This window comes from Streptomyces yongxingensis (assembly GCF_055597465.1).
Genome location: NZ_CM145717.1, coordinates 603604 through 628160, shown reverse-complemented (window position 1 = coordinate 628160; position 24557 = coordinate 603604). Strand labels below are relative to the sequence as shown.

At 69.4% G+C, this 24557-nt stretch carries 22 protein-coding genes and 2 pseudogenes; 16 read left to right on the top strand and 8 right to left on the bottom strand.

Features of this window, described 5'->3' with window-relative positions; genetic code table 11:
• Positions 1–49: 49 nt before the first annotated feature.
• The 3 genes from ACZ6TD_RS02790 to ACZ6TD_RS02780 are packed head-to-tail and all read right to left on the bottom strand — an operon-like array spanning position 50 to position 4404.
• Complete coding sequence (locus ACZ6TD_RS02790) at positions 50–1486, bottom strand: glycoside hydrolase family 43 protein (RefSeq protein ID WP_471349856.1); 1437 nt, start codon at positions 1484–1486, stop codon at positions 50–52.
• Entirely contained in the window at positions 1483–3126 is a 1644-nt protein-coding gene (locus ACZ6TD_RS02785) for a glycoside hydrolase family 27 protein (protein ID WP_471349854.1), read from the bottom strand. The genes ACZ6TD_RS02790 and ACZ6TD_RS02785 overlap by 4 nt, the downstream gene beginning before the upstream one ends.
• 57 nt (positions 3127–3183) lie before the next feature.
• Positions 3184–4404, bottom strand: coding sequence for an arabinofuranosidase catalytic domain-containing protein (locus ACZ6TD_RS02780; protein ID WP_471358780.1), 1221 nt, complete (start codon positions 4402–4404; stop codon positions 3184–3186).
• A 972-nt stretch (positions 4405–5376) separates the two neighbouring features.
• On the opposite strand from ACZ6TD_RS02780, the gene ACZ6TD_RS02775 reads away from it, so the two are divergent.
• Positions 5377–6291 (top strand): alpha/beta hydrolase family protein, encoded by a 915-nt coding sequence (locus tag ACZ6TD_RS02775; RefSeq protein WP_471349851.1) that lies wholly within the window; start codon positions 5377–5379, stop codon positions 6289–6291.
• A 143-nt stretch (positions 6292–6434) separates the two neighbouring features.
• On the opposite strand, the pseudogene ACZ6TD_RS02770 reads toward ACZ6TD_RS02775, so the two are convergent.
• Positions 6435–6719 (bottom strand): annotated as a pseudogene (locus ACZ6TD_RS02770) (putative immunity protein); the annotation flags it as partial.
• 73 nt (positions 6720–6792) lie between these two features.
• On the bottom strand, positions 6793–7299 hold the full coding sequence (locus tag ACZ6TD_RS02765) for a MarR family winged helix-turn-helix transcriptional regulator (RefSeq protein WP_471349848.1): 507 nt from the start codon (positions 7297–7299) through the stop codon (positions 6793–6795).
• Between the two features lie 178 nt (positions 7300–7477).
• Here ACZ6TD_RS02765 and ACZ6TD_RS02760 point away from each other — a divergent pair, with 178 nt between their 5' ends.
• Entirely contained in the window at positions 7478–8017 is a 540-nt protein-coding gene (locus ACZ6TD_RS02760) for a phenolic acid decarboxylase (RefSeq protein ID WP_471349844.1), read from the top strand.
• 434 nt (positions 8018–8451) lie between these two features.
• On the opposite strand, the gene ACZ6TD_RS02755 is transcribed toward ACZ6TD_RS02760, so the two are convergent.
• Positions 8452–9432: a GlxA family transcriptional regulator gene (locus tag ACZ6TD_RS02755; protein WP_471349842.1), complete on the bottom strand. Its 981-nt coding sequence runs from the start codon at positions 9430–9432 to the stop codon at positions 8452–8454.
• 137 nt (positions 9433–9569) lie between these two features.
• Between ACZ6TD_RS02755 and ACZ6TD_RS02750 the strand changes: the two genes are divergently transcribed.
• From ACZ6TD_RS02750 to ACZ6TD_RS02730, 5 genes and pseudogenes are all read left to right on the top strand, one after another.
• Positions 9570–10208 carry an HD domain-containing protein gene (locus ACZ6TD_RS02750; RefSeq protein ID WP_471349841.1) on the top strand — a complete coding sequence of 213 codons (639 nt, stop codon included), beginning with the start codon at positions 9570–9572 and terminating at the stop codon, positions 10206–10208.
• Positions 10209–10241: 33 nt separating this feature from the next.
• Positions 10242–10430: a hypothetical protein gene (locus tag ACZ6TD_RS02745; RefSeq protein ID WP_471349838.1), complete on the top strand. Its 189-nt coding sequence runs from the start codon at positions 10242–10244 to the stop codon at positions 10428–10430.
• An 18-nt stretch (positions 10431–10448) separates the two neighbouring features.
• Positions 10449–10700: pseudogene (locus ACZ6TD_RS02740) on the top strand (NADP-dependent oxidoreductase); the annotation flags it as partial.
• Positions 10701–10714: 14 nt separating this feature from the next.
• A complete protein-coding gene (locus tag ACZ6TD_RS02735) occupies positions 10715–11179 on the top strand; it encodes a cupin domain-containing protein (protein WP_471349836.1) in 465 nt (154 codons plus the stop codon).
• A gap of 124 nt (positions 11180–11303) precedes the next feature.
• A complete protein-coding gene (locus tag ACZ6TD_RS02730) occupies positions 11304–11762 on the top strand; it encodes a carboxymuconolactone decarboxylase family protein (protein WP_471349833.1) in 459 nt (152 codons plus the stop codon).
• A gap of 424 nt (positions 11763–12186) precedes the next feature.
• Here the strand turns inward: ACZ6TD_RS02730 and ACZ6TD_RS02725 are convergent, their stop codons facing one another.
• Entirely contained in the window at positions 12187–12894 is a 708-nt protein-coding gene (locus ACZ6TD_RS02725) for a GntR family transcriptional regulator (RefSeq protein WP_471349831.1), read from the bottom strand.
• A 119-nt stretch (positions 12895–13013) separates the two neighbouring features.
• Between ACZ6TD_RS02725 and ACZ6TD_RS02720 the strand changes: the two genes are divergently transcribed.
• The 7 genes from ACZ6TD_RS02720 (at position 13014) to ACZ6TD_RS02690 (ending at position 21752) form a co-directional block, all read left to right on the top strand.
• Positions 13014–13850 (top strand): fumarylacetoacetate hydrolase family protein, encoded by an 837-nt coding sequence (locus ACZ6TD_RS02720; protein ID WP_471349828.1) that lies wholly within the window; start codon positions 13014–13016, stop codon positions 13848–13850.
• A 14-nt stretch (positions 13851–13864) separates the two neighbouring features.
• On the top strand, positions 13865–14791 hold the full coding sequence (locus tag ACZ6TD_RS02715) for a VOC family protein (protein ID WP_471349825.1): 927 nt from the start codon (positions 13865–13867) through the stop codon (positions 14789–14791).
• 166 nt (positions 14792–14957) lie between these two features.
• Positions 14958–16292, top strand: a complete 1335-nt coding sequence (locus tag ACZ6TD_RS02710) for an MFS transporter (RefSeq protein ID WP_471349822.1) — start codon at positions 14958–14960, stop codon at positions 16290–16292.
• Between the two features lie 11 nt (positions 16293–16303).
• Positions 16304–17791: a bifunctional 3-(3-hydroxy-phenyl)propionate/3-hydroxycinnamic acid hydroxylase gene (locus ACZ6TD_RS02705; RefSeq protein ID WP_471349819.1), complete on the top strand. Its 1488-nt coding sequence runs from the start codon at positions 16304–16306 to the stop codon at positions 17789–17791.
• A complete protein-coding gene (locus ACZ6TD_RS02700; protein WP_471349816.1) occupies positions 17788–18630 on the top strand; it encodes an SMP-30/gluconolactonase/LRE family protein in 843 nt (280 codons plus the stop codon). Before ACZ6TD_RS02705 ends, ACZ6TD_RS02700 begins: the two co-directional genes overlap by 4 nt.
• The gene (locus ACZ6TD_RS02695) at positions 18627–20624 is read left to right on the top strand and encodes an acetoacetate--CoA ligase (protein ID WP_471349814.1); all 1998 of its coding nucleotides are present in this window, start codon (positions 18627–18629) and stop codon (positions 20622–20624) included. The genes ACZ6TD_RS02700 and ACZ6TD_RS02695 overlap by 4 nt, the downstream gene beginning before the upstream one ends.
• 165 nt (positions 20625–20789) lie before the next feature.
• Entirely contained in the window at positions 20790–21752 is a 963-nt protein-coding gene (locus ACZ6TD_RS02690) for an amidohydrolase family protein (protein ID WP_471349811.1), read from the top strand.
• Positions 21753–21877: 125 nt separating this feature from the next.
• On the opposite strand, the gene ACZ6TD_RS02685 is transcribed toward ACZ6TD_RS02690, so the two are convergent.
• Positions 21878–22573 (bottom strand): TetR/AcrR family transcriptional regulator, encoded by a 696-nt coding sequence (locus tag ACZ6TD_RS02685; protein ID WP_471349810.1) that lies wholly within the window; start codon positions 22571–22573, stop codon positions 21878–21880.
• A gap of 134 nt (positions 22574–22707) precedes the next feature.
• Here ACZ6TD_RS02685 and ACZ6TD_RS02680 point away from each other — a divergent pair, with 134 nt between their 5' ends.
• Complete coding sequence (locus ACZ6TD_RS02680; protein WP_471349808.1) at positions 22708–23319, top strand: NAD(P)-dependent oxidoreductase; 612 nt, start codon at positions 22708–22710, stop codon at positions 23317–23319.
• A 230-nt stretch (positions 23320–23549) separates the two neighbouring features.
• Positions 23550–24302: an SDR family NAD(P)-dependent oxidoreductase gene (locus ACZ6TD_RS02675; protein WP_471349805.1), complete on the top strand. Its 753-nt coding sequence runs from the start codon at positions 23550–23552 to the stop codon at positions 24300–24302.
• Positions 24303–24557: the final 255 nt, after the last annotated feature.

Sequence of the window (24557 nt, the reverse complement as noted above, 5' to 3'; positions counted from 1 at the left end):
CCACCACGACGGGGCAGTCGCGCGGCGGGCCCCACCAGCCCGTCGGCCATCACCCGCCTGGCTGCCCCGGCATGGCAGCGGTGGCGCCGGCGGTGAACCGCCACCAGTCCGCGTTGACCAGGTAGCCGCTGCCGCCCGCGAACCGCAGATACAGGTCCTGCGTGCCCGTGGCGCCGCTGACCGGGCAGGACACCGTCGTCCAGGTCTGCCAGCCGCCGGTGTTCGGCACGCCGCACCGGCCCACGACCGTTCCGTTGGGGCCGCCCAGACGCAGTTCGATGGCGCTGCCGCCGGTCGCCGAGGCCACGCGTGCGGTGAAGGAGGACGGACCCGCGCCGAAAGCGACACCCTTGACCTTGATGTAGTCGCCGTTCTCGGTGTATCCGACGTTCATGCCTCCCTCACTGGACGGCTCGGTCTCGATCCCGGATTCCCAGGCGATCGTTTCGGCCTCCTGACGGATGTACGGATCGAGTGTGCCGACCTGGGGTGCCCCCGTACTGGTCATGTTGATCGTCGGGATGGTGCCGTCGGGCTGGTAGGAGAACTTCTCCACGCCGACCGAGCGGGTGTAGCCGCTCCCGCCCGGAAGCGCGCCGTTGTGGTAGAAGAAATATGAATTGCCTTTGAAGTCGACGATGCCCGGGTGGTTGGTGAAGCTGGCGCCCTGTGTGGGCATGATCGTTCCGCGGTAGGTCCACGGTCCGGTCGGGCCGGGGGCGGTGGAGTAGGCGATGAACTCCGAGCAGCACTTGGCGGCGTACACGATGTAGTACAGACCGCCTCGCTTGTAGACCCAGGGCCCTTCCTCGAACAGCGTGGGCCGGTTGGGATCACCGGTGCGAGTGCCGAAGCCCGCCGTGGTGAGCGGGATCTTGGCCGGGCTGCCGGAGTAGGAAATCATGTCGGCGTTCAGTTTGACGTACCAGAGGTTCGGGTTGCCCCAGTACAGATACGCCTGTCCGTCGTCGTCGATGAAGACGGTCGGGTCGATCTCGCCGTTTCCCACCAGCGGGTGGCCGAGGGCGTCGCGGAACGGTCCGGTCGGGCTGTCCGACACCGCCACGCCGATGGCCATGCGGCCGGTCGCGCGCTCCGTTGTCGGCACGTACCAGTAGAACTTTCCGTTGCGATTGACCACTTGGCCCGCCCAGGCGTTGGCGGACGCCCAGCTGAAGGAGGCCACACTGAGCGGGGAGCCGTGGTCGGTCCAGTTGACCATGTCGGCGGAGGACCACACCCGCCACTCTTTCATGGTGTAGTTGGTCGAGTTGTCCTCGTCGTGCCCGGTGTAGAGGTAGACACGGCCGTCATGGACCAAGGGCGCGGGGTCGGCGGTGTAGATGTGCTGCACGATCGGGTTGTCCGCCCTGGCCTCCGTGGGATGCACCGCGGCGGGCACGAGGACGAAGGCCAGCAGGAGACTCGCCGCCCAGGCGACCGCTCGCGTGAGTCTCGTACGAGTGGGTCGTGGTCGCCTCCTCATGCGCGGGTCCACCTCTGGTTGCCCTGACCGTTGCAGGTCCACAGGATCAGCGGGGTTCCGTTGGCGGTCCCGGCTTGGTCCACGTCCAGGCACAGGCCGGCGTGGACGTTGCGGATCGAACCGTTCGCGTCGAGTGTCCATTTCTGGTTGTCCTGTCCGTTGCAGGGCCAGGTGATGATGCGTGTGCCGTTGGCGGTGCCCTGGTCGTAAGCGTCCAGGCACTTGTCGCCGAAGACGCGTATCTCGCCGCCGGCCCAGGTGGTCCACAGCTGGCCGGCGGCCGTGTGGCAGTCCCGGATCAGCACCCTCGCCCCGGCCGCGGTCGAGGCGTTCTCCACGTCCAGACAACGGCCGGAACCGTCACCGCGCAGCCGGGACGTGGTGGCGGCCAGCGGAGTGCCGCCGGTCACCCGGAACGCGGCGACGCCGTGTGCGGGCACACTCGCCGAGACCTGCCCGGAAGTGCTCGATGTGCCGCCGGTCCACAGGTCGGTGAGGGTGAACGACCCGCCGGACCGACCGATCTGGGCCGCCGTGGCGGTGACGGTCGCCGTGCTGTTCCCCCGGTTGAACAGGCCCACGGCGACCGAGCCGTCGGACAGGGGCTTGGCGAACACCTCGGTGTCGCCGTCGTCGCGCACCCTGCGCCCGCCCGCGCCCAGCGGGTCCTGGTTCACCGCCAGCAGGCGCGGGTTGCGCAGGACCGCGCTCACATCGGCTGACATGGTGCGGATGTCGTTGCCCGCCATGAGCGGCGCGGCCATCAGCGCCCACAGGGCGAAGTGGGAGCGGGACTCGGTCAGCGACAGCCCGGGGCGGCCGACGACGAGCATGTCGGGGTCGTTCCAGTGGCCCGGACCCGACTGCGCGGCCAGCGGCGCGGTGACGTCCACGACGTTGCCCACGCCCATCGGATAGCTGTTGGTGTTGCCGTTCTGCCAGATGTCGAGCAGGTCCTCGGTCGTCCGCCACAGGTCGGCGACCTCGCCCCAGTTGTATGTGTCGCCGGTGATGGCGTGGTAGCTGTTCGGGTTGATGCTGTAGACGATCGGGCGCCCGGTCGCGCGCAGTGCGTCGCGCATGAGCGTGAACCGCGCGACCTGCTCGTCCCGGGTGCCGGCGGAGGAGCACCAGTCGTACTTGAGGTAGTCCACACCCCACGAGGCGAACGTGCGAGCGTCCTGGGTCTCATGACCCTTGCTGCCGGTGGACCCCGGGTAACTGCCCCCGCCCTGCGCGCACGTGCGCTCGTTGGGCACCTGGTAGATGCCGAACTTCAGGCCCTTCCCGTGGATGTAGTCCCCGAGCGCCTTCATCCCGCTCGGGAATTTTGTCGGGTTGGCCCGCAAGTTGCCCGCGGTGTCGCGTTGCGGGTCGAACCAGCAGTCGTCGACCACCACGTATCGGTAACCGGCGTCCCGCATGCCCGAGGAGACCATCGCGTCGGCCGCCTGACGGACCTGTGCCTCGGTGACCCCGCACCCGAAGCTGTTCCAGCTGTTCCAGCCCAGCGGCGGGGTGAGCGCCGGACTGCCCGGGGCCGCCTGGGCACTCGAGTGGACCGAGGCCGTGGTGAAGACGGTGCCGATCAGCGCGGCGGCCGTGAGGAAGCGGAGTAGTCGTCCGCATGGTTTCCACACGAGATGACTCCTTCTCGGATGGGGGGCAGCGGTCATCGGGAACGGGAAGCGCCCCGTTCAGCGGTAGCCGGCCGCGGTGATATTGGCCTGCACGGCGTTCTCCGTCTGGTCGGAGGGGTAGCCGGAGACCATGGCTCCCTCGTAGAACGTTCCGGCGCTGAGGTTGGTGTTGCCGTTGCAGCAGTCACCGCCGCTGCCCAGAATGATGGCCCCCTGCTTCTTCATGGGGTTGTAGCCACTGGGGAGGGAGCCGGCGTACAGCGTGGTCAGGCTCCCGGACTGCGCGTTGCTGCCCTTGATCGCGAACCGGCTCGTCCCGTTGTTCTTCAGTGTCGCGGTGACGAACTTGCTGGTGAAGGCCCTCTGGTTCGGGTTCCAGGACTGGCTGCCCCCGGAGTACAGACCCCATTCGAGGTCTGCCTGGACCCATGGGCCGTTCCCGGAGCATCCGCCGAACCAGCACTGCGTGCTGAAGTTGATCGCGTCCATGGCCCCGGGGCCGTCGGCCTTGCGGGTGGTCTCGCTGTTGCCGTAGTCGAAGCAGCAGCCGCCGTTGACGTGCGTGCCACTCGTCACCATGTACATGCCCTCAGGCGCGCTGCCGGTGGGGACGCCCGTCGTGTGGCCGTCACGCCAGTAGCTGTTCCTGGGATTGATGTACAGCGAGTAGGCCCTGTTGCCCCCGACCGTCAGCGATTCACTCGTCGCGTTCGCGGCGGTGTCGGAGCCACCGACTCCGCCCGGCCCCTGGTAGCCCAGGTTGTTGCCGTGCCTGGACTGGTCGTAGACCCAGGTGATGACGCATGAGGTACCCGCGCAGAACGAGTCCTGGGCGGCGGAGTTGGCGACGCCGCCTGCCGTCAGGGCGCCGATGTCCCGGGTCGCGTTGTCGGACGAGCGCCTGACCTGGTACAGCTTGCCGGCGTACGAGCCGTAGAGCGCCCGCACCGTGCTGTGCGCGGCCACACAAGGCGTGCCGCCCGACGCGTAGATGTCACAGGGGCCGGTGCCGGCGGCGGACGCCGGTCCCGGTCGGCCGAACACCGCCACCAGTACCGCAATCAACATCAGCGCCGAGCCCGTGGCCAAGGCGGTGGGTGAACGGCGTCCGCGGGACGCCCCGCCCGGCACGGAAACCAACGAAGACTGCACCGGCTCCTCCTGGTGATGATCATGAACATGACATACCGCGCGGCGCGACCCGCCCGCTGGATGGCGTGGGGTGCGGGAATCGGTGGTTCGATATCTCGGACTGCTGTCGAAGCATCGGACAGGGATGGATGATAGGGGAGCCCTGGAGGCTGTCAATACCGCACACCGGACCGGCGTGGAGACCGCGATGAAAACCGCAGTCCGGAGGTGTTCCTGCGGGAGGAATCGTCGGCGACATGTGATGTTTGGCCTCCCCTGCCATCCATGCCGCAGGACTGCCGTCCCGAGTTCGGCAGCAGCCCCTCGCGTCGTTCGACGTCAAGCCTCTTGACAGCCCCCAAGATCCCATGGGACCCCTAGAGAGACATGGGATGTATCGGCGCGCCCTGCTGCCCGTCCCGCGCCCGCGCTCCCCGCCTCCGCACATGCCGCCGGAAGGTCATGTCATGACGATCAACAGGCGCGTCTTCCATACCGTCTCGGGCGCGACCATGCCGGGCCGGCCGCACCGCGACCATCACCACCCTGGACGGCGACCGCTTCGTCCTGTCGCTGGGGTCGCGCCTCCGACGGTGGCGGCCGTTCCACCGCCGGACTGACGCCCGTTGGGGGCATTTGCCGTTGCTTCCTGTTCGGCTTGTCGATCGTTGCTCGATATTTCGAACCCCTGGTGAACTGGACCCGCTCACGATGCCGTTCCTCCAGATCGCCCACGACAGTACTCGCACCATCCGTACCGGTAAGGCCCCATGCGTTGCCGCCGTGCTGGTTACCGAGGACACAGGCGACATTCGGTGGCGGACCTCCGGCCGGCCCCGCAGCGCCCACCGCCGCAGTCGGCCCGCAGTTCCTCTACCAGGGCAGGGACCCCAAGTCCGGCGGCGACTGCTCCCAGCTCCCCTGCCGCCTCGGCCTGCTCGCCCAGACCAACAACAGCTGCTGAGCGCCCCGGCCCCGGCCCCGGCCCCGGCCTCATGGGGTCAGGGACGGAACAGAGCGCCCGGCCCCCTGAGCAACCTCCGCGGGATTCCCTCACGCTGGTGCACCGCGCCTGTGTGGCCCGCTCACCCCTACAACAACAAGGAGTCATCGATGTCGATGCGACGGCGTACCTTACTGGGCCTCGGCGTGGCCGCGGCCACGGGCGTGGGCACGTCCCTGCTCGGCGGCAGCGCGGCCGCCGGCACCCTGTCACCCCGGATGGCCTCACCGCGGCAGGCCCCCACCGCGCAGTTCGCCATCGGCGTGCGCCAGTTCAACTGGTCGCGCGGCAACCGCCAACTGACCACGAAGATCTTCTATCCGGCCGCCGGCAACGCCGGCGGCAACCCCATCCCGAACGCGCCCATCGCCAACGGCACCTTCCCCATCGCCGAATGGAGCCACGGCATGGGGTGCAACTCCGACTGCTACTCCTCCCAGACCCACGATCTGGCTTCCGCGGGCTTCATCTGCCCCGCCCCCTCGTTCTCCGACAACACCAACATCGGCAGCGTCTACAACGGCAACTGGTCGAAGGACGTCTCCGAGGTCCTCACCCGGACCCTGGCGCTCAACAACACCGCGGGCGACCCGTTCGCCGGACACATCGACACCCGCGCCGGTGTCGGTGTGTCCGGTCACTCGATGGGCGGGATGACCACCCACGGCCTGCTCACCGCCTGGCCGGACAACCGCATCGTCGCCGCCGTCCCGGTCGCCTGCGTGGACATGGGCAACCCCGCCGGCCTCCACGCCAAGGTGCTGTTCATCCACGGTGACCACGACCCGACCTGCGACTACAACTCGGCGCGCGCCGCATACGCGGAGCTCCCCTCGCCCAAGGCGTTCCTCACTCACGTCGGGGCGGACCACGGCCAGTACCTGACCCCGGACTACCGGTATTACGCCCAGACCAAGAACACCTTCCTGGACTGGTTCCGCTGGAGCCTGTACGGCGACACCGCCGCCCGCGACCGCCTGCAAGGCGACGCCACCAGCAACGGCACCTCCTGGCAAGCGGCCCTCACCTAGTGTCCTGCGCCGGAGATTCCCCAGATCCAGGGCGGGCGCGGGAGTTGAGCTGGCCGGTCGTCCAGTGCCTGGATCTGGGACTTCTCGTCCACCGAGAGGACCATCGTGCCCTCCGGAAAGCCGCAGGCGATGCGGCGGTGGAGTCAGTCGAAGACCGACCAGCAGATGTCGTTGCGCAACCTCTGGTCATCAAGTACGAGCTCGCGGATTGCCTCCGGGAGCTGATCACGCTGCCCCTGGCACTCGAGCCGCCCTGCGGCCTCGCTGCGACCTTCCGGCGCCGCTGCACGTGCAGCCTTGATCGCGTAGGCGGCCGCGCCGAGCTCGTGCGCGGCAACGCGGGCGACCGCCCCGGCTTGGCCGGCGGCGTACGCGGCGTGCCGTGCTGCCCCACGCAAGTCTCTGGCTGCCCCCGTCGCACGGCCACCGCCCTCGGACAACTCCGCGGGGCCGGCAGCCTCAGAGCGCTTGCCAGGACACGGGAAGAGTGGCGGCGCGACCTCAGGGCGCGTCGCCCCCGGCGCCCTCCGCGGTCTCCAGGGCGGTGACCAGCCGGTCCAGGGCGGGCAGTGCCTTATCCAGCGCCACCCGGTCGGCCTCGGACAACTCCTCGACCACACGGGTAAGGGCCGCGGTGCTGGCCCGGTCGTAGCGCTCCAGCAGGTTCAGGGCTTCCCCCGACGCGGTGAGCACCACCGTCCGCTGGTCGTGCTCGGGTCGGACCCGTTCCACCAGCCGTGCGGCGGACATCGTCCGGACCAGGTTGCTCACGGTGGACGACGCCACCCTCACTCGCGTGGCCGCCGCGCCGGGGCTGAGGCCCTCGGACGACGAGGACAGCGCCCTCAGCAGCTCGATCTGCGCCTCCGGCAGGTCAGGCAGACCTTCGGCGTTGCGGGTGGCACGCAGTACGGCGCGACGCAGCGGCCCCAGCAGCCCGCTCAGTCCGGCAGCGACCCGGGCTGCTTCCGGCGTTTCGGGCGGACCGCAGTCACCCTTTCCGTCCACCGCTTTGTCTGTTTTGTGCGCTCCACCCGCGTTACCCATGCCCCCATTATGGAGTCCCGCTGCTGAATTTTGTTCCAAATCAATTTTGTGACAAAATGGTTTTCAAGGCAGCGGAACCGGACCGGCCTGAACCGCACGTCGGGGGGCCGCTGCTCGAAGCACAGCAAGGAGCAACGCCATGACCACTGGGTACGACACCCCGACCACCGTCGAGAATCCGGTTCCGCCGCAGGACCTGTCAGGGATCACCGGGCACCGGTTCATCTACACCTACGCCAACGGCTGGCAGTACGAGATGTACGTGAAGAACGCCACGACCATCGACTACCGCATCCACTCGGGCATGGTCGGCGGACGCTGGGTGAAGGACCAGGAGGTCGACTTGGTGCGACTCGCCGACGAGGTCTACAAGATCTCCTGGAACGAGCCGACCGGCACCTCGGTCGTCGTCAACGTGCTGCCCGGCCGGCGCGTCCTGCACGGCACCATCTTCTTCCCGCAGTGGATCGAGCGGGACGGTTCCAGGACGGTGCTCTTCCAGAACGAGCACCTGGACGAGATGCGCGCCTACCGGGACGCCGGCCCCACCTACCCGATCTACGTCGTGCCGGAGTTCGCCCGCATCACCCTGTTCGAGCACGTTGGCGAGAACGACGAGAGCGTCATCGCGGTCGGCCCCGAGGACCTGCCCGAGGGCTTCGCCGACCGCGTCAACTGAAACGGCGGCGACGGCACGACGCCCATGATCCCCGCGCCGCCGCCCCCCCCATCGAGCGTCGTTCTCACCGGCTGGACGGCGTCGGGCTCCTCCGAACTGGCCAACCGGCCGCGTCCGCGATGCGGGTGCGCATGAGGTTGTCGCGGTGGATGACGATCAGCTCCGTCGTGGCGATGCGGTCGGGTGCCGTCGCTCCGCTGGTGCGGAGGTTGATGGCCGGGGAGGCCGGGCTGGTCGAGGTCGGCCCGCGGGGCGGGCTCTCGTGAGCAGGCCAGGCGGTGGACGTACTCGCTGAGCTCGCCCGGGAAGGCCGTGCTGTCCCGCGAGGTGTCGCGGATGCGGTGGACCGGACCCGTCGTGTGGCGCAAAATCGCCCGGGCAGCGCAACCGCCTGTACTGGAACGCATCGGTGTCCCCGCAGTGATGACCTCGCCTTACTGCTCCTCCGCGTTGGCTCGGCGCGCTGTGCTGAAGCGGCGCTGATAGGCGCCGGGGCTGATCGACAATTTCGTCACGAAAACTCTCCGCATGCTCTCGTAATTCGGGAATCCGGCAAGGGATGCCGTCTGCGTTGCGGTATGCCCCTGGTCGAGTAGAGCTTTTGCCATGTCGAACCGGATCATCTCCACGTACCGGGCCGGCGTGGTGGACAGCTCGTCGTGAAAGAGTCGGGTGAGATGCCGAGGGCTCACGTTGAGATGCTTGGCGAGTTCGCCGAGTGAATGGTTTCCCCCGGGATTCGCCGTGATCAAGTCGGTGATTCTGCGGAGCGCCGGAGACCGAGGCGGCGGTCCTTGCAGTGGGGCGGAGAACTGTGACTGGCCGCCCGAACGCTGCAAATAGACCACTAGGGCGCGGGCGACGTCGCGGGTTAGATCGGGGTCGTGATCCTCCTCGACGAGTGCCAGTGCCAGGTCGATGCCGGCGGTTACGCCCGCCGAGGTGTAGGTGGTGCCGTCACGGACGTAGATCGCGTCGGGTTCGACGCGGCTGGCCGGGCAGCGGGCGGCGAGCTCGTGGGCGACCTTCCAGTGCGTTGTCGCACGCTTGCCGTCCAGGAGTCCGGCGGCGCCGAGGATGAATGCTCCGGTGCAGATGGACGCGACCCGGTCGGCCCGGATCGCCAGCGTGCGCGCGGCCTCGATCAGATCACGGGGGACAGGGGTGCGCGGGTAGAGGTCCGCGCCGGCCACCAGGAACGTGTCGGGAGCGGGCTCCGTGGTGGCGGCGGCGTCGACCGCGATCCGGATCCCGATGGACGAGGTGACATCGGCACCGGTCGGTGACACCAGCACGATCTTGTAGTCGGTGCCGAGCCGGTTCGCTTCGGCAAATACCTCTGCGGGGCCCGCGACGTCCAGGAGTTTGACCCCGTCATAGACGAGGACCGCGACCCGGTGCACGGCGGAGCCCACACCCCCGCTGCCCGCCTGTCCGGATTCGGGTGACTCATGGCCGGACCGAGGGGGCGCCGGACGCCGGGTGGTTGGCAGTGTGGAAGACGGACGCACCGTCCATTCGTAGCACACTGATATCGGAAGGCGCAGAGGTCATGAGCGAGATCATCGCGGGGGTAGAGATTCCTGAAACGGCGGCGGTCGCCGAAGCCACCCGTCTCATGCAGATGATGACCAGCCCCCTCATCTACCATCACTCCCGGCGCGTTTTCGTCTTCGGTGTCATTCATGCTCGCAGGATCGGTTTGGAGCCCGACCCGGAGCTTCTCTACCTGTCCGCCATGTTTCATGACACCGGCCTCTTGACGCCGTTTTCCGACGCAGAGCAGCGCTTCGAGGTCGATGGAGCCGACCACGCACGTAAGTTCATGCTCGACCGCGGTTTCCCGGCCACGGCCGCCGACGTGGTGTGGACGGCGATCGCGCTGCACACGACCCCGGGAATTCCCGGACGGATGGGCCCGGAGATCGCCATCACGAATTTCGGGGTTCTGACCGACGTGCTCGGCTTGGGTCTGGACGAGCTGGATCGCGGCCAGGTGGACGAGATCATCGCCGTCCATCCGCGGGGCGACTTCAAGAACGAGTTTTTGCGGGCCTATGTCGACGGACTGAAGTACCGCCCGGAGACCACGAACGGAACTGTGAATGCGGATGTGCTGGAGCACTTCGTTCCCGGCTTCCGCCGCACCACCACGGTCGAGCGCATCATCGGCGCTCCCTGGCCGAGCTGATCAGGACGCCATACAGGACAGGTCTGCGCCAAAGTGGTGATGATGGCCGCTGCAAGCCCACCGTCACCGATCTACCCGCTGTACCGGGAGCGTTGGGCCCTGTCGGTCATGATGCTGACGGTGATCTTCGCGGTGTATGTCGTGGGTCTGCTCGGCGCCTTGCCGTCGGTCGGATCGCTGAGCGACCACCTGGGTCGCCGCCCGGTGGTCGCCCCTTCCTGATCCATGGTGCCGCGGGCGGCGTCCCTGGTCCGGGCCGGTGGCACGTTGGTCACCATCGTCATGCCGCCCAAGGTCCAGCCCAAGGACGGGCGGGCCATCTTCTTCGTCGTCGAACCCGACCGCGCCCGGCTCACCGACCTCGCCACGCGAGTGAGGGACGGCCGGCTCAAGCCCGTCGGCGCCGTACGGCCACTCACCGAAGCACCCGCCGCGTTCGCCCCCGCCACCCGCACCCCGGGCAAGACGATCATCCGCGTCGCGGAAGACTGAACAGGAGACCCATCGTGACCGGAACGCGGATCGCCGCTGGCCTGCTGGCCCTCGCCACGCTGACCGCGGCCACGGCCTGCACCGCCTCGGACCAGCCCGCCCACGCCAAGACGCCCACCGCGGCCGTGACATCGAAGCACCCCACCGAAACCCTCAAGCCCCTGCTCCAGCAGGCCCTCCCGAATGTGAAGGGCAAGACGTTCACCTCGATGGTCGTCGACTTCCCGCCCAACGCACGCGCGCTGCCGCACCGGCACGGCCAGGCGTTCGTCTACGCCTACGTCCTCGAAGGCACCGTGCGCAGCAAGCTCGACGACAAGCCCGCGACCACCTACCACCAGGGCGAGAACTGGGTCGAGCGGCCGGGCACCCACCACGTCCTCACCGAGAACACCAACCGGACCAAGCCGGCCAAGCTCCTGGTCGTCTTCGTCTCCACCACCGGAGCCAAGCTCAAGGTCGACGACCCGAAGTCATAGCCCGGAGCACGCAGCGGGCGGCAACACTCTGCACGAACTCTGTCCCTTCCAAAACACACACCACCCGCCACCAAGACGCGCCCGAAGGGCGCGGCGCAGACCACACGAACGGATCAAAGGAACCATGACCGACCCCCAGCGCGTCAACATCGGCAAGCAGCACCCGGCCGCCTACAAGGCCCTCATCGCCCTGTCGTCGGAGGTGGAAGAGGCCGCCGCCGCAGCGGGCCTCGACCCGCTCCTGGTCGAGCTGTTGAGAATCCGCACCTCCCAGATCAACGGCTGCGCGTTTTGCCTGCGCATGCACACCCGCGACGCCCTCAAGAAGGGCGAAAACCCCGACCGGATCGCCGTGCTGCCCGGATGGGAGGAGACCGGCTACTTCTCCGAGACCGACCGCGCCGCCCTCCGCCTGACCGAGGCGATCACACACGTGCCGGACGGACACGTCAGCGACGAGGACTTCAACGCCGCCGCGGCCGTGCTCACCGCAGACCAGGTCTCGGCAATCGCCTGGCTGGCAACCGTGATGAACGCCTTCAACCGCGTCGCGATCACCAGCCGGTACCCCGTCGGCGGCTGACCTCGAGGGTGACACGCGCGGTGATACGGGCTGCCGAAGCCTCCACCGTCGTGAAGGTGATGGTGGAATCAGCCGGGCAGCTTGTACGAGCTGCCCGGCCCGCACAAGCGCGGAGGCGTCCGACGGCGTACGCGCAGGGCGACGGCCAGGGGAGCCACGGTGTGTGGGGCGGTCGCTGGTGCGTGGGCTTCCACCCCGAAGCCGTACGAGGAGTCCCAGGGGCGGACTGCGCAGCGCGGGGCCTAGTTCCACACGGGGCCAGAAGGGCTGTACGCGGGCTTCGGCTTCGTCCGCCGGCGCAAGATTCGCCAAACGGTGATGGGTCATGCGGCTCACCGTCCCCACCGGTCATCGCGACCGGTGACAGGCCGCTCATGGTCGCGGCTGTGTCCTGGCCGCCTCGGCCGCACTCCCAGCCCGGCCCTCACGTGGAGGAGGGGCCGCGGCCCTGCTCGCTTTCCTCCTCGCGCCGTCCGTAGTCGTTGAGCAGCAGGTCCGTGGTGATGTTGATGTGCTGGCTGAGCGCCTCGACGACGCCCGGTACGTCTCGTTCGATGGCGCGATCGCAGATGGTCTTGTGCTCTGCCGCGATATCGCGGTTGCTGTGCTCGGTCGGTGTGCGGGCCCAGCAGCGGTAGACCTCCGCTGCCTCGCGCAGCTGTGTGGCGATGTCCCGCAGTTGCCGGTTGGAGCATCCCTCGAGCAGGACGCGGTGGAAGCGGGCGTGGGCGTTCAGCCAGCCTTCGTTGATTTCGCCGGCGTCGTCGAAGAAGGGCACGCGGGCGAGATGGTGGTGTGCGGCGAGCAGATCGGACTCCCACTCGATGGTGCCGGCGGTGACGGACTCCCGGACAAGGTGGGTCTCGATGAACACACGGGCCTCGGTCAGCTCCTCCAGGCGCTCGGGTGAGACGGTGACGACCCGGAACCCCTGCTGCGGCGCGAAGGTCGCCAGACCTTGACCGACCAGCCGGGGCAGTGCCTCCCGCAGCACCCCACTGCTGGCGCCGTACTTCTCCTTCAGCGCCTCCACGCGCAGACGCGAACCGGGTTCGTGTCGTCCGTTGAGGATGTCCGCGCGCAGCCGCTGGTAGATCTCCTCGGCACGAGTCATGGAGCTGGTGGTCGCCATGTCGCAGATTCTAGCGCACCTAGATATTTCAAAAAAATCTCGAGATTTTATTGACGTCTCGACAGGGAAGGGCGTTGACTCCAGTCATCCAGAAGCAGGACGACCGGAGGCAGTGCGCTATGCGGACGACGACCAGAGCAGGACGGATGTGCCTGGTGACCGGAGAGGCGGTGATCGATGTCGAGCAGGCCAGTGCGGGCCGGTTCCCGGCTGATCCGCTGGCAGTGTTCGAGGAGTGGGACGCGTTCCGGTCCTGGGCCGCCGAGCTGGAGGCGGTGGGTGTCCAGGCGCCGGCGGGGCCGGACGGTGGCGTCTCGCCGACGCCGCGGCAGGTGTTCGCGATCGGGCTGAACTACCGCGACCACGCCGAGGAGGCCGGCCTGGTGGCGCCTGAGTCCCCGTCGGTCTTCACCAAGTTCGCCACGTCCCTGACCGGCCCCGACACGCGGCTGCGGCTTCCCAGCGGCCGCGTTGACTGGGAGGCCGAGCTGGTGGTGGTGATGGGGCGCCGGGCGGAGCGCGTTGCCGCCGGGGACGCCTGGTCCTACGTGGCCGGGCTGACCGTGGGGCAGGACTACTCCGAGCGCGGTGTGCAGTCCGTGGGCCCCGTGCCACAGTTTTCCCTCGGCAAGTCCTTCCCCGGATTCGCGCCGACCGGCCCGGTGCTGGTCACGGCCGACGAGTTCGCCGATCCGGACGACCTGGCGATCGAGTGCCTCGTCAACGGGGAGAGCGTCCAGAAGTCACGGACCTCTTCGATGATCTTCCCGGTCCCGGAACTGATCGCACGGCTGTCCGCGGTGTGCCCGCTGCTGCCGGGCGACCTGATCTTCACCGGCACCCCCTCAGGAGTGGGACACGCCCGCACCCCCCAGCGCTACCTGCGGCCGGGAGACGAGGTCGTCACCCGTATCGAGGGCATCGGACAGCTCCGGCAGACCTGCGTCGCCGCCTGAGAGAAGGACACCCCATGGCTTTGCACAGGCTTCAGTCGCTCACCGTCGGAGTGCCGGATGTGGCCGAGGCGGCCGACTACTACGTCGACTTCGGACTCGAGCAGGTGGCACCCGGACGGTTCGCCACCGTCGAGGGCGGTGAGCAGTTCTTCCTCGAGTACTCTCCCGTCCGGCGGCTGCTGGGGATGGCGGTCGCCGCCGACGACGGCGACGACCTGGACCGGATCGCCGCGAACCTGGACCGGCTCCAGCTGCCGTGCGAACGCGACACCGGCTCCCTGCGCACCAGGGAACCCATCGCCGGTATCTCGGTCGAGGTCCGTGTCGCACCCCGGCTGACCCGGGTCACCGTTCCGGCTACCCCGTACAACGGCCCCGGACGCCTGGACCGCGCCGGCACCCGGGCGCCCGTGCTCTCCCGCACCGACCCGGTCCGGCCCCTGGCCCTGGGCCACGTCGTCATCGGTTCGGTGGAGCAGGAGTCGACCCAGCGGTTCTTCACCGAAGGGCTCGGTTTCAAGGTCAGCGATGTCGTCCCCGGCACGGCCGCGTTCATGCGCTGCTCCACCGACCACCACAACGTCCTGGTGCAGCAGGCGCCACTGAACTTCCTGCACCACACCTCGTGGCAGGTGACGGATGTCGACGAGGTGGGCCGGGGCGCCACGCGCATGCTCACCGAGCACCCGGAACGCCATGTGTGGGGGCTCGGCCGCCACCACATCGGGTCGAACTTCTTCTGGTACCTCAAGGACCCGGCCGGCAACTTCAGCGAGTACTACGCCGACATGGATTGCATCGTCGACGACCAACTGTGGACGCCACGCTCCTTCGAGGGCATGCAGGCGCTCTACGCCTGGGGACCTCCGCCTCCGCCGTCGTTCCTCGCCCCCGAGGACCTGGCCGCGCTGATGACCGGCGCCCACACGGCCAACGGCTGAGCGTCCCCCACGCCGTGAAGCGCGGCGAGGCACGCGGCCCCGCCGCACGCCCTGCCCGCTTCACACGGATGAGCCCCGAACCGCCCCTCCCTCAGCCGACCCGCCGTCGGCGCACCGCACAGAAGTACCTCCGCCCTTTCCCGCAGCGCCGCGGTCAGTGGTCGCCATGGGTGAGAGCGCCGAGATCGGAGTCGGAACATTGAGCACACCAGCGTTCGCCCGTCGGGGCGGCCGATCGTCCCCGGGGCCTTCATCGCCGGCGGGCACCGCACTCGCCGTCGGCCTGGCGGTGATGACACTGGAGGGTTTCGACCTTGTCGCCTTCGGCGCGACGACACCGCTGCTTCTGGACTACCGCCCCTGGCACCTCTCCGTTGCCTTCGTCGGCCTGCTCGGCAGCCTCACCCCCATCGGCATGCTCGTCGGCTCCCTGCTGGTCGGCCAGTTCACCGATCGGTTCGGCCGGCGCCGCACGACGCTGATCAGTATCGGGATCGTCAGCGCCGGGATGTTCGCCTGCGCCGTGGCCCCCGTTCCGTCGCTGTTCGGCGCGGGCCGATTGGTCGTCGGGCTCGGTGTCGGTGCGATTTATCCGGCGATGGGCCCACTGATCTTCGAACTCGCCCCGGCCAGACGGAAGAACCTGTTCTCAGGGATCGTGCAGTGCGGGACCGCCGTCGGCGGTTCCTTCGCGGCCCTTGTCGCCAACACCCTGCTGACTGGGCACAGCTTTCATCTGGAGTACCTGGTCGGCGGCATCGCCGGTCTGCTTCTGCTGCCCGTGGCCTTCGCCTGGCTGCCCGAGTCCACGGAGTATCGCCGGGCGGTCAGCGCGTCGGCCCCGGTCCCTGACAGCCACGGTGTGGGGCTCGTGCTCAAGCCGCCCTACCTCGGCACCACAGTGATGTTCTGCGCCATGGCGGCCCTGTCGTTCCTGCTCATCTTCGGCGTGAACACCTGGTTGCCGCGGCTGATGCAGACGGCGGACTATCCGTTGCAGGACTCACAGACCTTCCTCATACTGCTGAACCTCGGCGCCACCGTTGGCGGGCTCACGATGGCGCTCCTGGCCGACCGCGCCGGATCACGGGGGCCGATCACGGCCTGTTTCGTCCTCGGAGCCGCGGCGATCGTCGCCATGAGCACCCAGCTTCCGCTGCCGGTGCTCTACGCCATCGTGATCGTCGGCGGCTGCGGCGCGGTCGGGGTCCAGGGGCTGATCAACGTGTACATCTCGCGTTCCTACCCGGTGACCGCGAGGGCCAGCGCGGTGGGCGTCGCGCTCGGAGTGGGCCGCATCGGCGCCATCGCCGGCCCCGCGCTCGGCGGCTGGCTTCTCGCGGCCGACCTTCAACCCCGGTGGAACTTCATCCTCTTCGCCGTCCCCGCCGTCCTCGGTGCAGCCCTCACCCTGGCTGCCGGCGGACGAGCACCGCAGAATCAGGGCCGTCCCGCTCCCTCGCCGCGCGCCAAGGAGCCGACGGCCGGACAAACGCAATGAGAGAGCACATCATGGACACCTACGACGTCGCCGTCGTCGGCTGCGGCCCGGTGGGGCTGACCCTCGCACGGCTGCTGGCGATGAAGGGACTGCGGGTCGCCGCCATCGACCCCAACCGGCTCGTCTGCCATCATCCGCGCGCCACCCATCTCGACGACGAGACCATGCGCCTTCTGCAGACCCTCGGCGCGCAGGACATGGAACACCGGTTCCTGCGCCAGACCGCCTGGACACTGCACCGGGAGGACGGGCAGGCATTCCTTCAACAGAAGCTGCCCGAGGTGGAGTCGGACCAGGGCTGGCGCACCGACTACCAGTTCCACCAGCCCGACTTCGAGTCGCGGCTGCGGGGATTGCTCGCGGCCGACACGAGCGTGGACCTCTGGTTCGGCTGGACGGTCAGCGCGATCGAGCAGGACGACGAAGCGGTGCGGCTGACGCTGCTCGACCGGTCGACCGGAGCCGAAACCACGCTCACGGCCGGCTACGCCGTCGGCTCGGACGGCGCCAACTCCTTCGTCCGGCAGGCGATGAACGCCGAGGTCGAGGACCTCCACGGCACTCAGCGCTCCCTCATCATCGACATCCACCCTTTCGAACACCCCGCACAGCTCCCAGCGGACAGCGGATTCATCCTGTGCCAGGGGAAGCGGCCCGTGACCTACCTGCCGATCTTCCCGCCGATGCTCCGCTTCGAGTTCATGCTGCTCGACGAGGACGACGCCGCGGAGCTCGAACGGCCGCAGTCGGTGTACGACCTGCTGAGCCGCTGGCTGGAACCGGGCAGCTACCGGATCATGCGCACCGACACCTACGAGTGGCACGCCCGGCTCGTGCGCGGCTGGCGTTCCAACCGCCTGCTGCTCGCCGGCGACGCCGCACACCAGATGCCTCCCATGCTCGGCCAGGGCATGTGCTCCGGGCTGCGCGATGCCGCGAACCTGGCATGGAAGCTGGCCGCCGTCGTGAAGGGCGAGAGCCCCTCAGCGCTGCTCGATACCTACGAAAGTGAGCGCGCCCCGCACGTGCGCCCCTACATCGAGGAATCCGCCCGGCAGTCCAACCTGATCGAAGCGCTCGGTACGGGCGCGGTTCCCGAGCCGAACGGAACGCAGACGATCGAGAGGTTCCGGCCGCTGCTGGGACCGGGCCTGGTCACCCGGCCCGGCGGCGCCATCGGGCAGCTGAGCCCGCAGCCGCGCGGCGCGAGGGGGGAGAAGCTGGACGATGCGAGCGGATACGGCTTCACCGTTGTCGGGAGCCCGGGGGTGACCTCCGCCGTGTCCGCGGACGTGCGGCAGATGTGGCGCCGGTTGGACGCCGTGGTCGTCCCGGAGACCGGGCCGGCCGTCGACCGCTGGCTGGCCGCCCACTCGGCGGCTGCGGCGATCATCCGTCCGGACCGCTACACCTTCGCGCTGGCCACCGACACGGCGGAACTGGAGCAGGCCACCCGCGACCTGGCGCGGACGGCATCGATACAGGAGGCGTGGGCGTGAAGAAGTACGCGGCCGGGATGAGGTGGGGGGAGGGCCCCCGCTGGCAGCGCGGTGCGCTGTGGCTGTCCGACACACAGGGCGGGAAGCTGTGGACCGACCACGACGGTCCCTGGCGGGGCATCCCGCTGGACGCGGTACCCAACGGCCTGTGGTTCCTGCCGGACGGGCGGCTGGCCGGCGCCATGATGCATGAGCGGCGCATCGGAGTGTGGACCGGTGAGCGGTTCGCCACCTACGCGGACCTGAGCGCGGTGGCCACCGGTCCGCTCGGCGACATGGTCGGTGACCCGCACGGCAACCTCTATGTGGACGATGTCGGCTTCGCCGCGCACGCCGGTGAGCCGCCACGGCCGGGCCGGCTGGTGCGCGTCGCCGCGGAGGGGTCGGTACGCGTGGCCACCGAAGACGTCGAGTTCCCCAACGGCCTGGCCTTCGTCGACGAAGGTCGCACCCTGCTCGTCGCCGAGACCACCCGGCAACGGCTGACCGCCTTCACCGTCGCGGACGACGGGGCGCTCACGGACCGGCGCACCTACGCCGACCTCGCCCATCTGGTCGGCCCCCACGCCCGGCCGGACGGTATCTGGTCGACACAGGACGGCGTCTGGGTGGCCACCACGACCGGACACACCGTCGCCCTGGTCCGGGAGAACGAGCTGGTCACCTCAGTGGACACCGGGACGCTGCTGCCGATCGCGTGCTGCGGCGACGGCGGGAGCCGGCTTTTCGTCACCCTCGCCGACACCCAGGGCCTCCCGCTGGGCGAGGCCATGGCCGCGAAGGCGGTGCACACGACGGTCGCACTGCTCGAGACCACGAAGGCGGGGGACGCCGGATGAGCACGAGGCAACCGGACTGGGCCCCGACGCCACAGGCCGTCGAACACGCCCGGATCACCGACTTCGCGCGGTTCGCCGCGCGGCGCGCCGGCCGTGACCTGAGCGGTGACTACCACGCGCTGTGGGCGTGGTCGGTCGACGACGTGAACGGCTTCTGGGCCGCGGTGTGGGACTACTTCCGTCTGCCCGAGCGCCCGGCGGGACCCGCGCTGGCGACCGAGGCGCTGCCGGGAGGCGTGTGGTTTCCCGGCAGCACGCTGAACTACACGGCCGAAGTCTTCCGCGACCGGATCGGCACCGACACCGCCGTCATCACGGTGACCGAGGACACCGGCCCCGTGGCCATCACCTGGCACGAACTGCGCCGTCAGGTCGCCTCACTCGCGCAGGCGCTCACCGAACTCGGCGTGCGCATGGGTGACCGGGTGGTGGGGTACCTCCCCAACGGCGTGCAGGCCATCGTGGCCTTCCTCGCCACCGCCGGCCTGGGCGCGACCTGGGCGGTGTGCGGCCAGGACTACACCGCCGCCGCGGCCGAAGCGCGGTTCGCGCAGCTTCGGCCGACCGTGCTGATCGCCGCGCCCGGCTGTCTCCACGGCGGAAAGCACATCGACCGCCGCGCCGATGTACAAGCCCTGCGCGACGCGCTGCCGACCCTCACGGCGACCATCGCCGTGGGGGACGCGACAGGGGCGGTGCCAGGTGCCCTCCGGTGGTCCGCGCTCACCGCGCGCGACGCCGAACTGGCCCCCGTACCAGTCCCGTTCGACCACCCGCTGTGGGTCGTGTTCTCCTCGGGCACGACGGGACGGCCGAAGGGCATCGTGCACGGGCACGGCGGGGTCGTGCTCGAGCAGCTCAAGAACCTGGGCCTGCACCTGGGCCTGCGCTCCGGGGACCGTTTGCTCTGGCACACCACACCGAGCTGGATGATGTGGAACGTCCTGGTGGCCGGCCTGCTCCTGGGTGCCACAGCCATCTGTTACGACGGCAGCCCGACGTATCCCGGCACCGATGCGCTCTGGCAGCTCGTGGCCCGACTGGAGGTGAACGTCCTGGGCACCAGCCCCGGCTACCTGGCGGCGTGCCGTAAGGCCGGTGTGCGGCTCGCCGACCACCATCCGGCCTCGCTCGAGCGCCTGGGGGTCACCGGCTCGGCGTTCCCCGCCGACCTGCAGCACTGGGTCGCCGGCGAGCTCGGGCCCCGGACGCAGGTGGTGTGCACCAGCGGCGGCACCGACGTGGTCACCGCGTTCCTCGGCGCCGCACCCACCACGCCGGTCTGGGCCGGTGAGCTGTCCGCCCCCTGCCTGGGCGTGGCCGTGGAAGCCTTCGGCCCGGACGGCGAGCCGGTGCGGGGCGAGGTGGGGGAGCTGGTGGTGCTCCGGCCGATGCCGTCGATGCCGCTGTACTTCTGGGACGACCCGGACGGCTCGCGCTACCGCGGCGCCTACTTCGACGTCTACCCGGGGGTATGGCGGCACGGCGACTGGATCACCATCACCGACCACGGCTCGGTGATCATGCACGGCCGGTCCGACGCGACGCTGAACCGCCACGGCATACGCATGGGAAGCAGCGACATCTACGGCCCGGTGGAGCAGCTCGAGGAGATCGCGGAAGCCCTCGTCGTCGGGGTCGAGCAGGACGGTGGCGGCTACTGGATGCCGCTGTTCGTCACCACCACTGACGGCGCCGCCGTCGATGACGTGCTGCGCGAGAAGATCCGCGACGCCATACGCCACGGCGCCTCCCCCCGCCACGTCCCCGACGAGATCATCCAGGCCCCCGGCATACCGCACACCCGCACCGGCAAGAAACTCGAAGTCCCCGTGAAACGTCTGTTGCGCGGAGACGCCCAGCGCACCGTGGCCGACCCCGGCAGCATCGACAGACCCGAACTCATCGACTGGTACGCCCACATCGGCGCCGCTCACCGCACGCGCAACGGCACCGCTGCCGGCTCCGTCGCGTCCCGGCCACCGAACGGCTGACCGCGCGGCGTCGACCGCCGCCCCGGCAGCAGGGCCGGGGGTGCGGAATCTGCCGGGCGGGCGGACACGTCTCGCCCCCGCCCGGCAGGCAGCCGGTCTTCGCGATCTTTCCGCCGCCCGCCACCGGCACATCACCACAAGGACACGTGACGAAGGAGTCCCGCCATGACCTATATCGCGCTGGAAGAAGCCTTCATCATCCCGGAGCTGTTCGCGCGCCAGCCCTCGACGCCCCAGAAGATCCAGGTCAGCGACCAGTACGCCAAGGACTGCCGACGCCGCCTGGCCGACTTCGAGGAGCACCGTCTTCCCGAGATGGACGCGCACGGCATCGACATCCAGGTCCTGTCGCTGAGCGTCCCCGGCATCCAGGCCGACACCGACGCCGGCGCCGCCGTCGACAACGCCCGGTTCGCCAACGATCATCTGGCCCGGACCATCGCCCGCCACCCGACCCGCTTCAAGGGGTTCGCCGCCCTGCCCCTGCAGGACCCTGCCGCCGCCGTGATCGAACTCGAACGCTGCGTCGAGCAGCTCGGCTTCAGGGGAGCGCTGGTCAACGACCACACGCAGGGCCGGTACCTGGACCATCCCGCGTACGGGGAACTGTGGAGCGCACTGGAGGAACTCCGTGTGCCGCTGTACCTCCACCCCGGCTCACTGCCCCGCGACGACTGGCACGTGATGCGCGGACGGCCGGAGATGTACGGGGCCAGCTGGAGTTGGCAGGCCGAAACCGGCGGCCACGCCATGCGGCTGATCTATGCCGGAGTGTTCGACCGGCACCCCGATGCGACCCTGATCCTCGGGCACCTCGGCGAGTTCCTGCCGTTCCAGCGCTCCCGCTTCGACTCGCGCTACCGCTCGCTCCAGGTCGACGCACCGCTTGAGCGGATGCCGTCGCAGTACTTCGGGAGCAACATCCTGATCACCACGAGCGGGGTACTGGCCCCGGAGGCCGTGCAGGCCGCCGTGCTGAGCATCGGGGCCGAAGCGGTCATGTTCGCGATCGACTACCCGTACGAGTCCACCGCCGAAGCGGTGGCCGCGATCGAGAAGTGCGACCTTTCGCCCGAGACGAAGGAGAAGATCGCCCATCTGAACGCCCGGCGCGTGCTGGGCATCTGACCAGCACGAAACCGTGCAGTGCTCGAGGCAACCAGCACGGGCAACCGCGTCGCCGACGTCGACGCGCGGCGCCATGTCCGTTCTCAAGAGGCAGAAGCAGGTCGCGCACGCCGATGCCGCGGCCCTTACGCGCCTCGGGGACCGGCAGGCCCGGATGACCCCTCGACCTGGGGCAGGAGGGTCTCGATCTCGGCCGCCGGCCGGCCGGTGTGCAAGCTGATCAGGTCGGTGATCAGACCGTCCAAGGGCGGCCAGGGGATGGCGCCGTGGTCGTTGTAGAGGCTGACCAGACCGTGCAGGGCGGTCCAGAGCATGAGTCCGGCCTGCCACTGCTGATCCGCCGCGGACCGCTTCCGTTCCCCGGTGGCCGCGGCCGCCAGGGAGGCGACGACGGCGCCGAGCAGCTCGGCCCCGGCACCGTGGGCCGTCCCAGGGACGAGGTCGGCAGGCATCCGGCCGCCGAAGAGGGTGCGGTAGTGGCCGGGCTGGTCGACTCCCCAGTGGACATAGGCCGCGCACCGGGCGACGAGGTCGGCCAGCGGGCTCGCGGCGGGCTGCGCGGCCTCGTCCATCAGCCGGGCCAGTTCCTCATAGCGCAGCCGCAGCACGTGCTGGATCAGTGCGCTCAGGTCGGGGAAGTGGCTATAGATGCTGGCCGGCGCCACCCCGACCTCACGCGCGACCTGCCGGAGCGTCAGCGTCTCCGGTTGATCGAGGGTGGCCAGCAGCTTGGCCGCGGCGTCCACGAGCTGGGCTTTGAGCACCTGTCCCTGCCCGCGCGGATTGCGGCGACGGGGAGCGGAGCGCTCCTGAGACGACACCTTCGCCCCTTCCGGCCAGTGTGCATGGTTCAGCGACAGATGTTCACCTTACCGGTCGTCCTCACTTTGACACCGGTAACCAACAGCTGTTTACTTAAGTCACCAACGGTTGTTCAGTTAAGGAGTGGGTGATCATGCGCATCGCAGTACTCGGAGCCTCGGGCCGGACCGGCGGCACGCTCGTCGACCAGGCGCTGGAGCGCGGACACGAGGTCGTGGCCCTGGTCCGCGCGCCGGCCAAGGTCACCGTGCCCGCACCGCGGCAGGTCGAGATCCGGCAGGCCGACGTCACCGCCCCGCAGAACTTTCCCGACCTGACCGACGTCGACGTGGCCGTCTCGGCCATCGGCATCGGCAAGGGCGACGGCCCGGGAGCGCTGGTCGCCGGGGCCAGGAGGCTCGCCGCGGCGAACGTCCGCACGGTATGGCTCGGAGCGCTGGGCTCGGGCGTGTCGAGCCGGTCCGGCGGGCTGATCTACGCGGGGGTGATGCGGATGTTCGTCGGCTCGGAACTGGCCGAGAAGGCCGAGTCCGACGAGATCGCCCTGAATGCCGGCGCCACGGTGTTCCACGCCCCGGACGTCACGGACGGCCCCCTCAGCCCCACCCGCCGCATCGTGCCGCTGGCGGAGCTGCGGCGCCCGCTGCTGCCGCCCAGGATCTCCCGCACCACGCTGGCCGCGCTGCTGCTGGACGAGGCGGAGACGGGCCAGCACGGCAACGGCATCGTCGTGCCCCTCGGCTGACCGTCGGCCGACGCGACAACCCCGGTGTCCACGGGGCGCGAGCAGATTCCCGCCGACGACCGTGACCGCGGTCGCGCAGACGGCCGCGGCCGGAACCGACGCACGGCGAAGGAATCCACCGCGCCCGGCATGCACGAGGCCATCGATCACCGGCCGTCGCGATACCCGTACAAGGCCGCCTGGGCGAATCAGGAATCGCCTGGCGTGAGTAACTCCATCGGAAGGTCACCGTGAACAACTTCTCTGGAAAGATCGGACTCGTGACGGGCGCCGGCAGCGGAATCGGCCGCGCGACGGCGATCGAGCTGGCCCGGCAGGGCGCCACCGTCACCGTCACCGACATCGACGAGGCCACAGCAGTCGAGACCACCGAAATGATCAGGAAGGACGGCGGGGAGGCACTGGCGGTCCGCGTCGACATCGCCGACGAGGACGCGGTCCGGACCGCCGTCCAGCGCACGGTCGAGACGTACGGCGGCCTCGACTTCGCCGTGAACAACGCCGGCCTGGCCTCGCATCACCGGCAGCTCGACCAGATGACGCTGGAGGAGTTCGAGCGGGTGACCCACGTCAACCTGGGCGGGACCTTCCTGTGCATGAAGCACGAAATACCCGCACTGCAGGCCCGCGGCGGCGGCGCGATCGTCAACGTCGCCTCCAACGGCGGCCTGTACGCGATCCCGGGTGCCCCCGCCTACGTCGCCGCCAAGCACGGCGTCGTCGGGCTCACCAAGGTCGCCGCCGTGGACTACGCGCCGCGCGGCATCCGTGTCAACGCCGTCTGCCCCGGCCCGACCCGCACACCCGGGTTCGAGCGGGTGGCGGCCGGCACCGACATGATCGCGATGCAAGAGTCGATCACCCCGCTCGGCCGGATGGCCACACCGGAGGAGGCCGCGGCGGCCGCGGTCTGGCTCTGCTCGGACGCCGCGGCTTACGTCACCGGGATCGCGATGTCGGTGGACGGCGGGCGGCGGGCGTGAGGATCGTCGCGGTCGAGGAGCACCCGGCCACCAAGAAGTTCCCGCACACTGCGCACCGCACGGCCTGGACGTCGTGCCGGGCGGCGAGGTCGAGATGTGGCGGCTGTGAACCGCGTTACGGATGGTGGAGTGGATCAGTGTGGGATGGGGCCCTCGCTGAGCGCACTGCCGGGGGGGGGGAGTAGACGGGGAGCGCGGCGGGGGAGCAGACGGGGAGCGCGTCAGCCCCCCCAGCTCCTCAACCGGACGTCGTCC

What these genes read in the sequence shown, in the direction of transcription:
- ACZ6TD_RS02790 (WP_471349856.1), bottom strand. Translation starts at nt 1,486, where the DNA reads ATGAGGAGGCGACCACGACCCACTCGTACGAGACTCACGCGAGCGGTC.
- ACZ6TD_RS02775 (WP_471349851.1), top strand. Translation starts at nt 5,377, where the DNA reads ATGCGACGGCGTACCTTACTGGGCCTCGGCGTGGCCGCGGCCACGGGC.
- ACZ6TD_RS02760 (WP_471349844.1), top strand. Translation starts at nt 7,478, where the DNA reads ATGACCACTGGGTACGACACCCCGACCACCGTCGAGAATCCGGTTCCG.
- ACZ6TD_RS02750 (WP_471349841.1), top strand. Translation starts at nt 9,570, where the DNA reads ATGAGCGAGATCATCGCGGGGGTAGAGATTCCTGAAACGGCGGCGGTC.
- ACZ6TD_RS02730 (WP_471349833.1), top strand. Translation starts at nt 11,304, where the DNA reads ATGACCGACCCCCAGCGCGTCAACATCGGCAAGCAGCACCCGGCCGCC.
- ACZ6TD_RS02725 (WP_471349831.1), bottom strand. Translation starts at nt 12,894, where the DNA reads ATGGCGACCACCAGCTCCATGACTCGTGCCGAGGAGATCTACCAGCGG.
- ACZ6TD_RS02720 (WP_471349828.1), top strand. Translation starts at nt 13,014, where the DNA reads ATGCGGACGACGACCAGAGCAGGACGGATGTGCCTGGTGACCGGAGAG.
- ACZ6TD_RS02715 (WP_471349825.1), top strand. Translation starts at nt 13,865, where the DNA reads ATGGCTTTGCACAGGCTTCAGTCGCTCACCGTCGGAGTGCCGGATGTG.
- ACZ6TD_RS02710 (WP_471349822.1), top strand. Translation starts at nt 14,958, where the DNA reads ATGGGTGAGAGCGCCGAGATCGGAGTCGGAACATTGAGCACACCAGCG.
- ACZ6TD_RS02705 (WP_471349819.1), top strand. Translation starts at nt 16,304, where the DNA reads ATGGACACCTACGACGTCGCCGTCGTCGGCTGCGGCCCGGTGGGGCTG.
- ACZ6TD_RS02695 (WP_471349814.1), top strand. Translation starts at nt 18,627, where the DNA reads ATGAGCACGAGGCAACCGGACTGGGCCCCGACGCCACAGGCCGTCGAA.
- ACZ6TD_RS02690 (WP_471349811.1), top strand. Translation starts at nt 20,790, where the DNA reads ATGACCTATATCGCGCTGGAAGAAGCCTTCATCATCCCGGAGCTGTTC.
- ACZ6TD_RS02680 (WP_471349808.1), top strand. Translation starts at nt 22,708, where the DNA reads ATGCGCATCGCAGTACTCGGAGCCTCGGGCCGGACCGGCGGCACGCTC.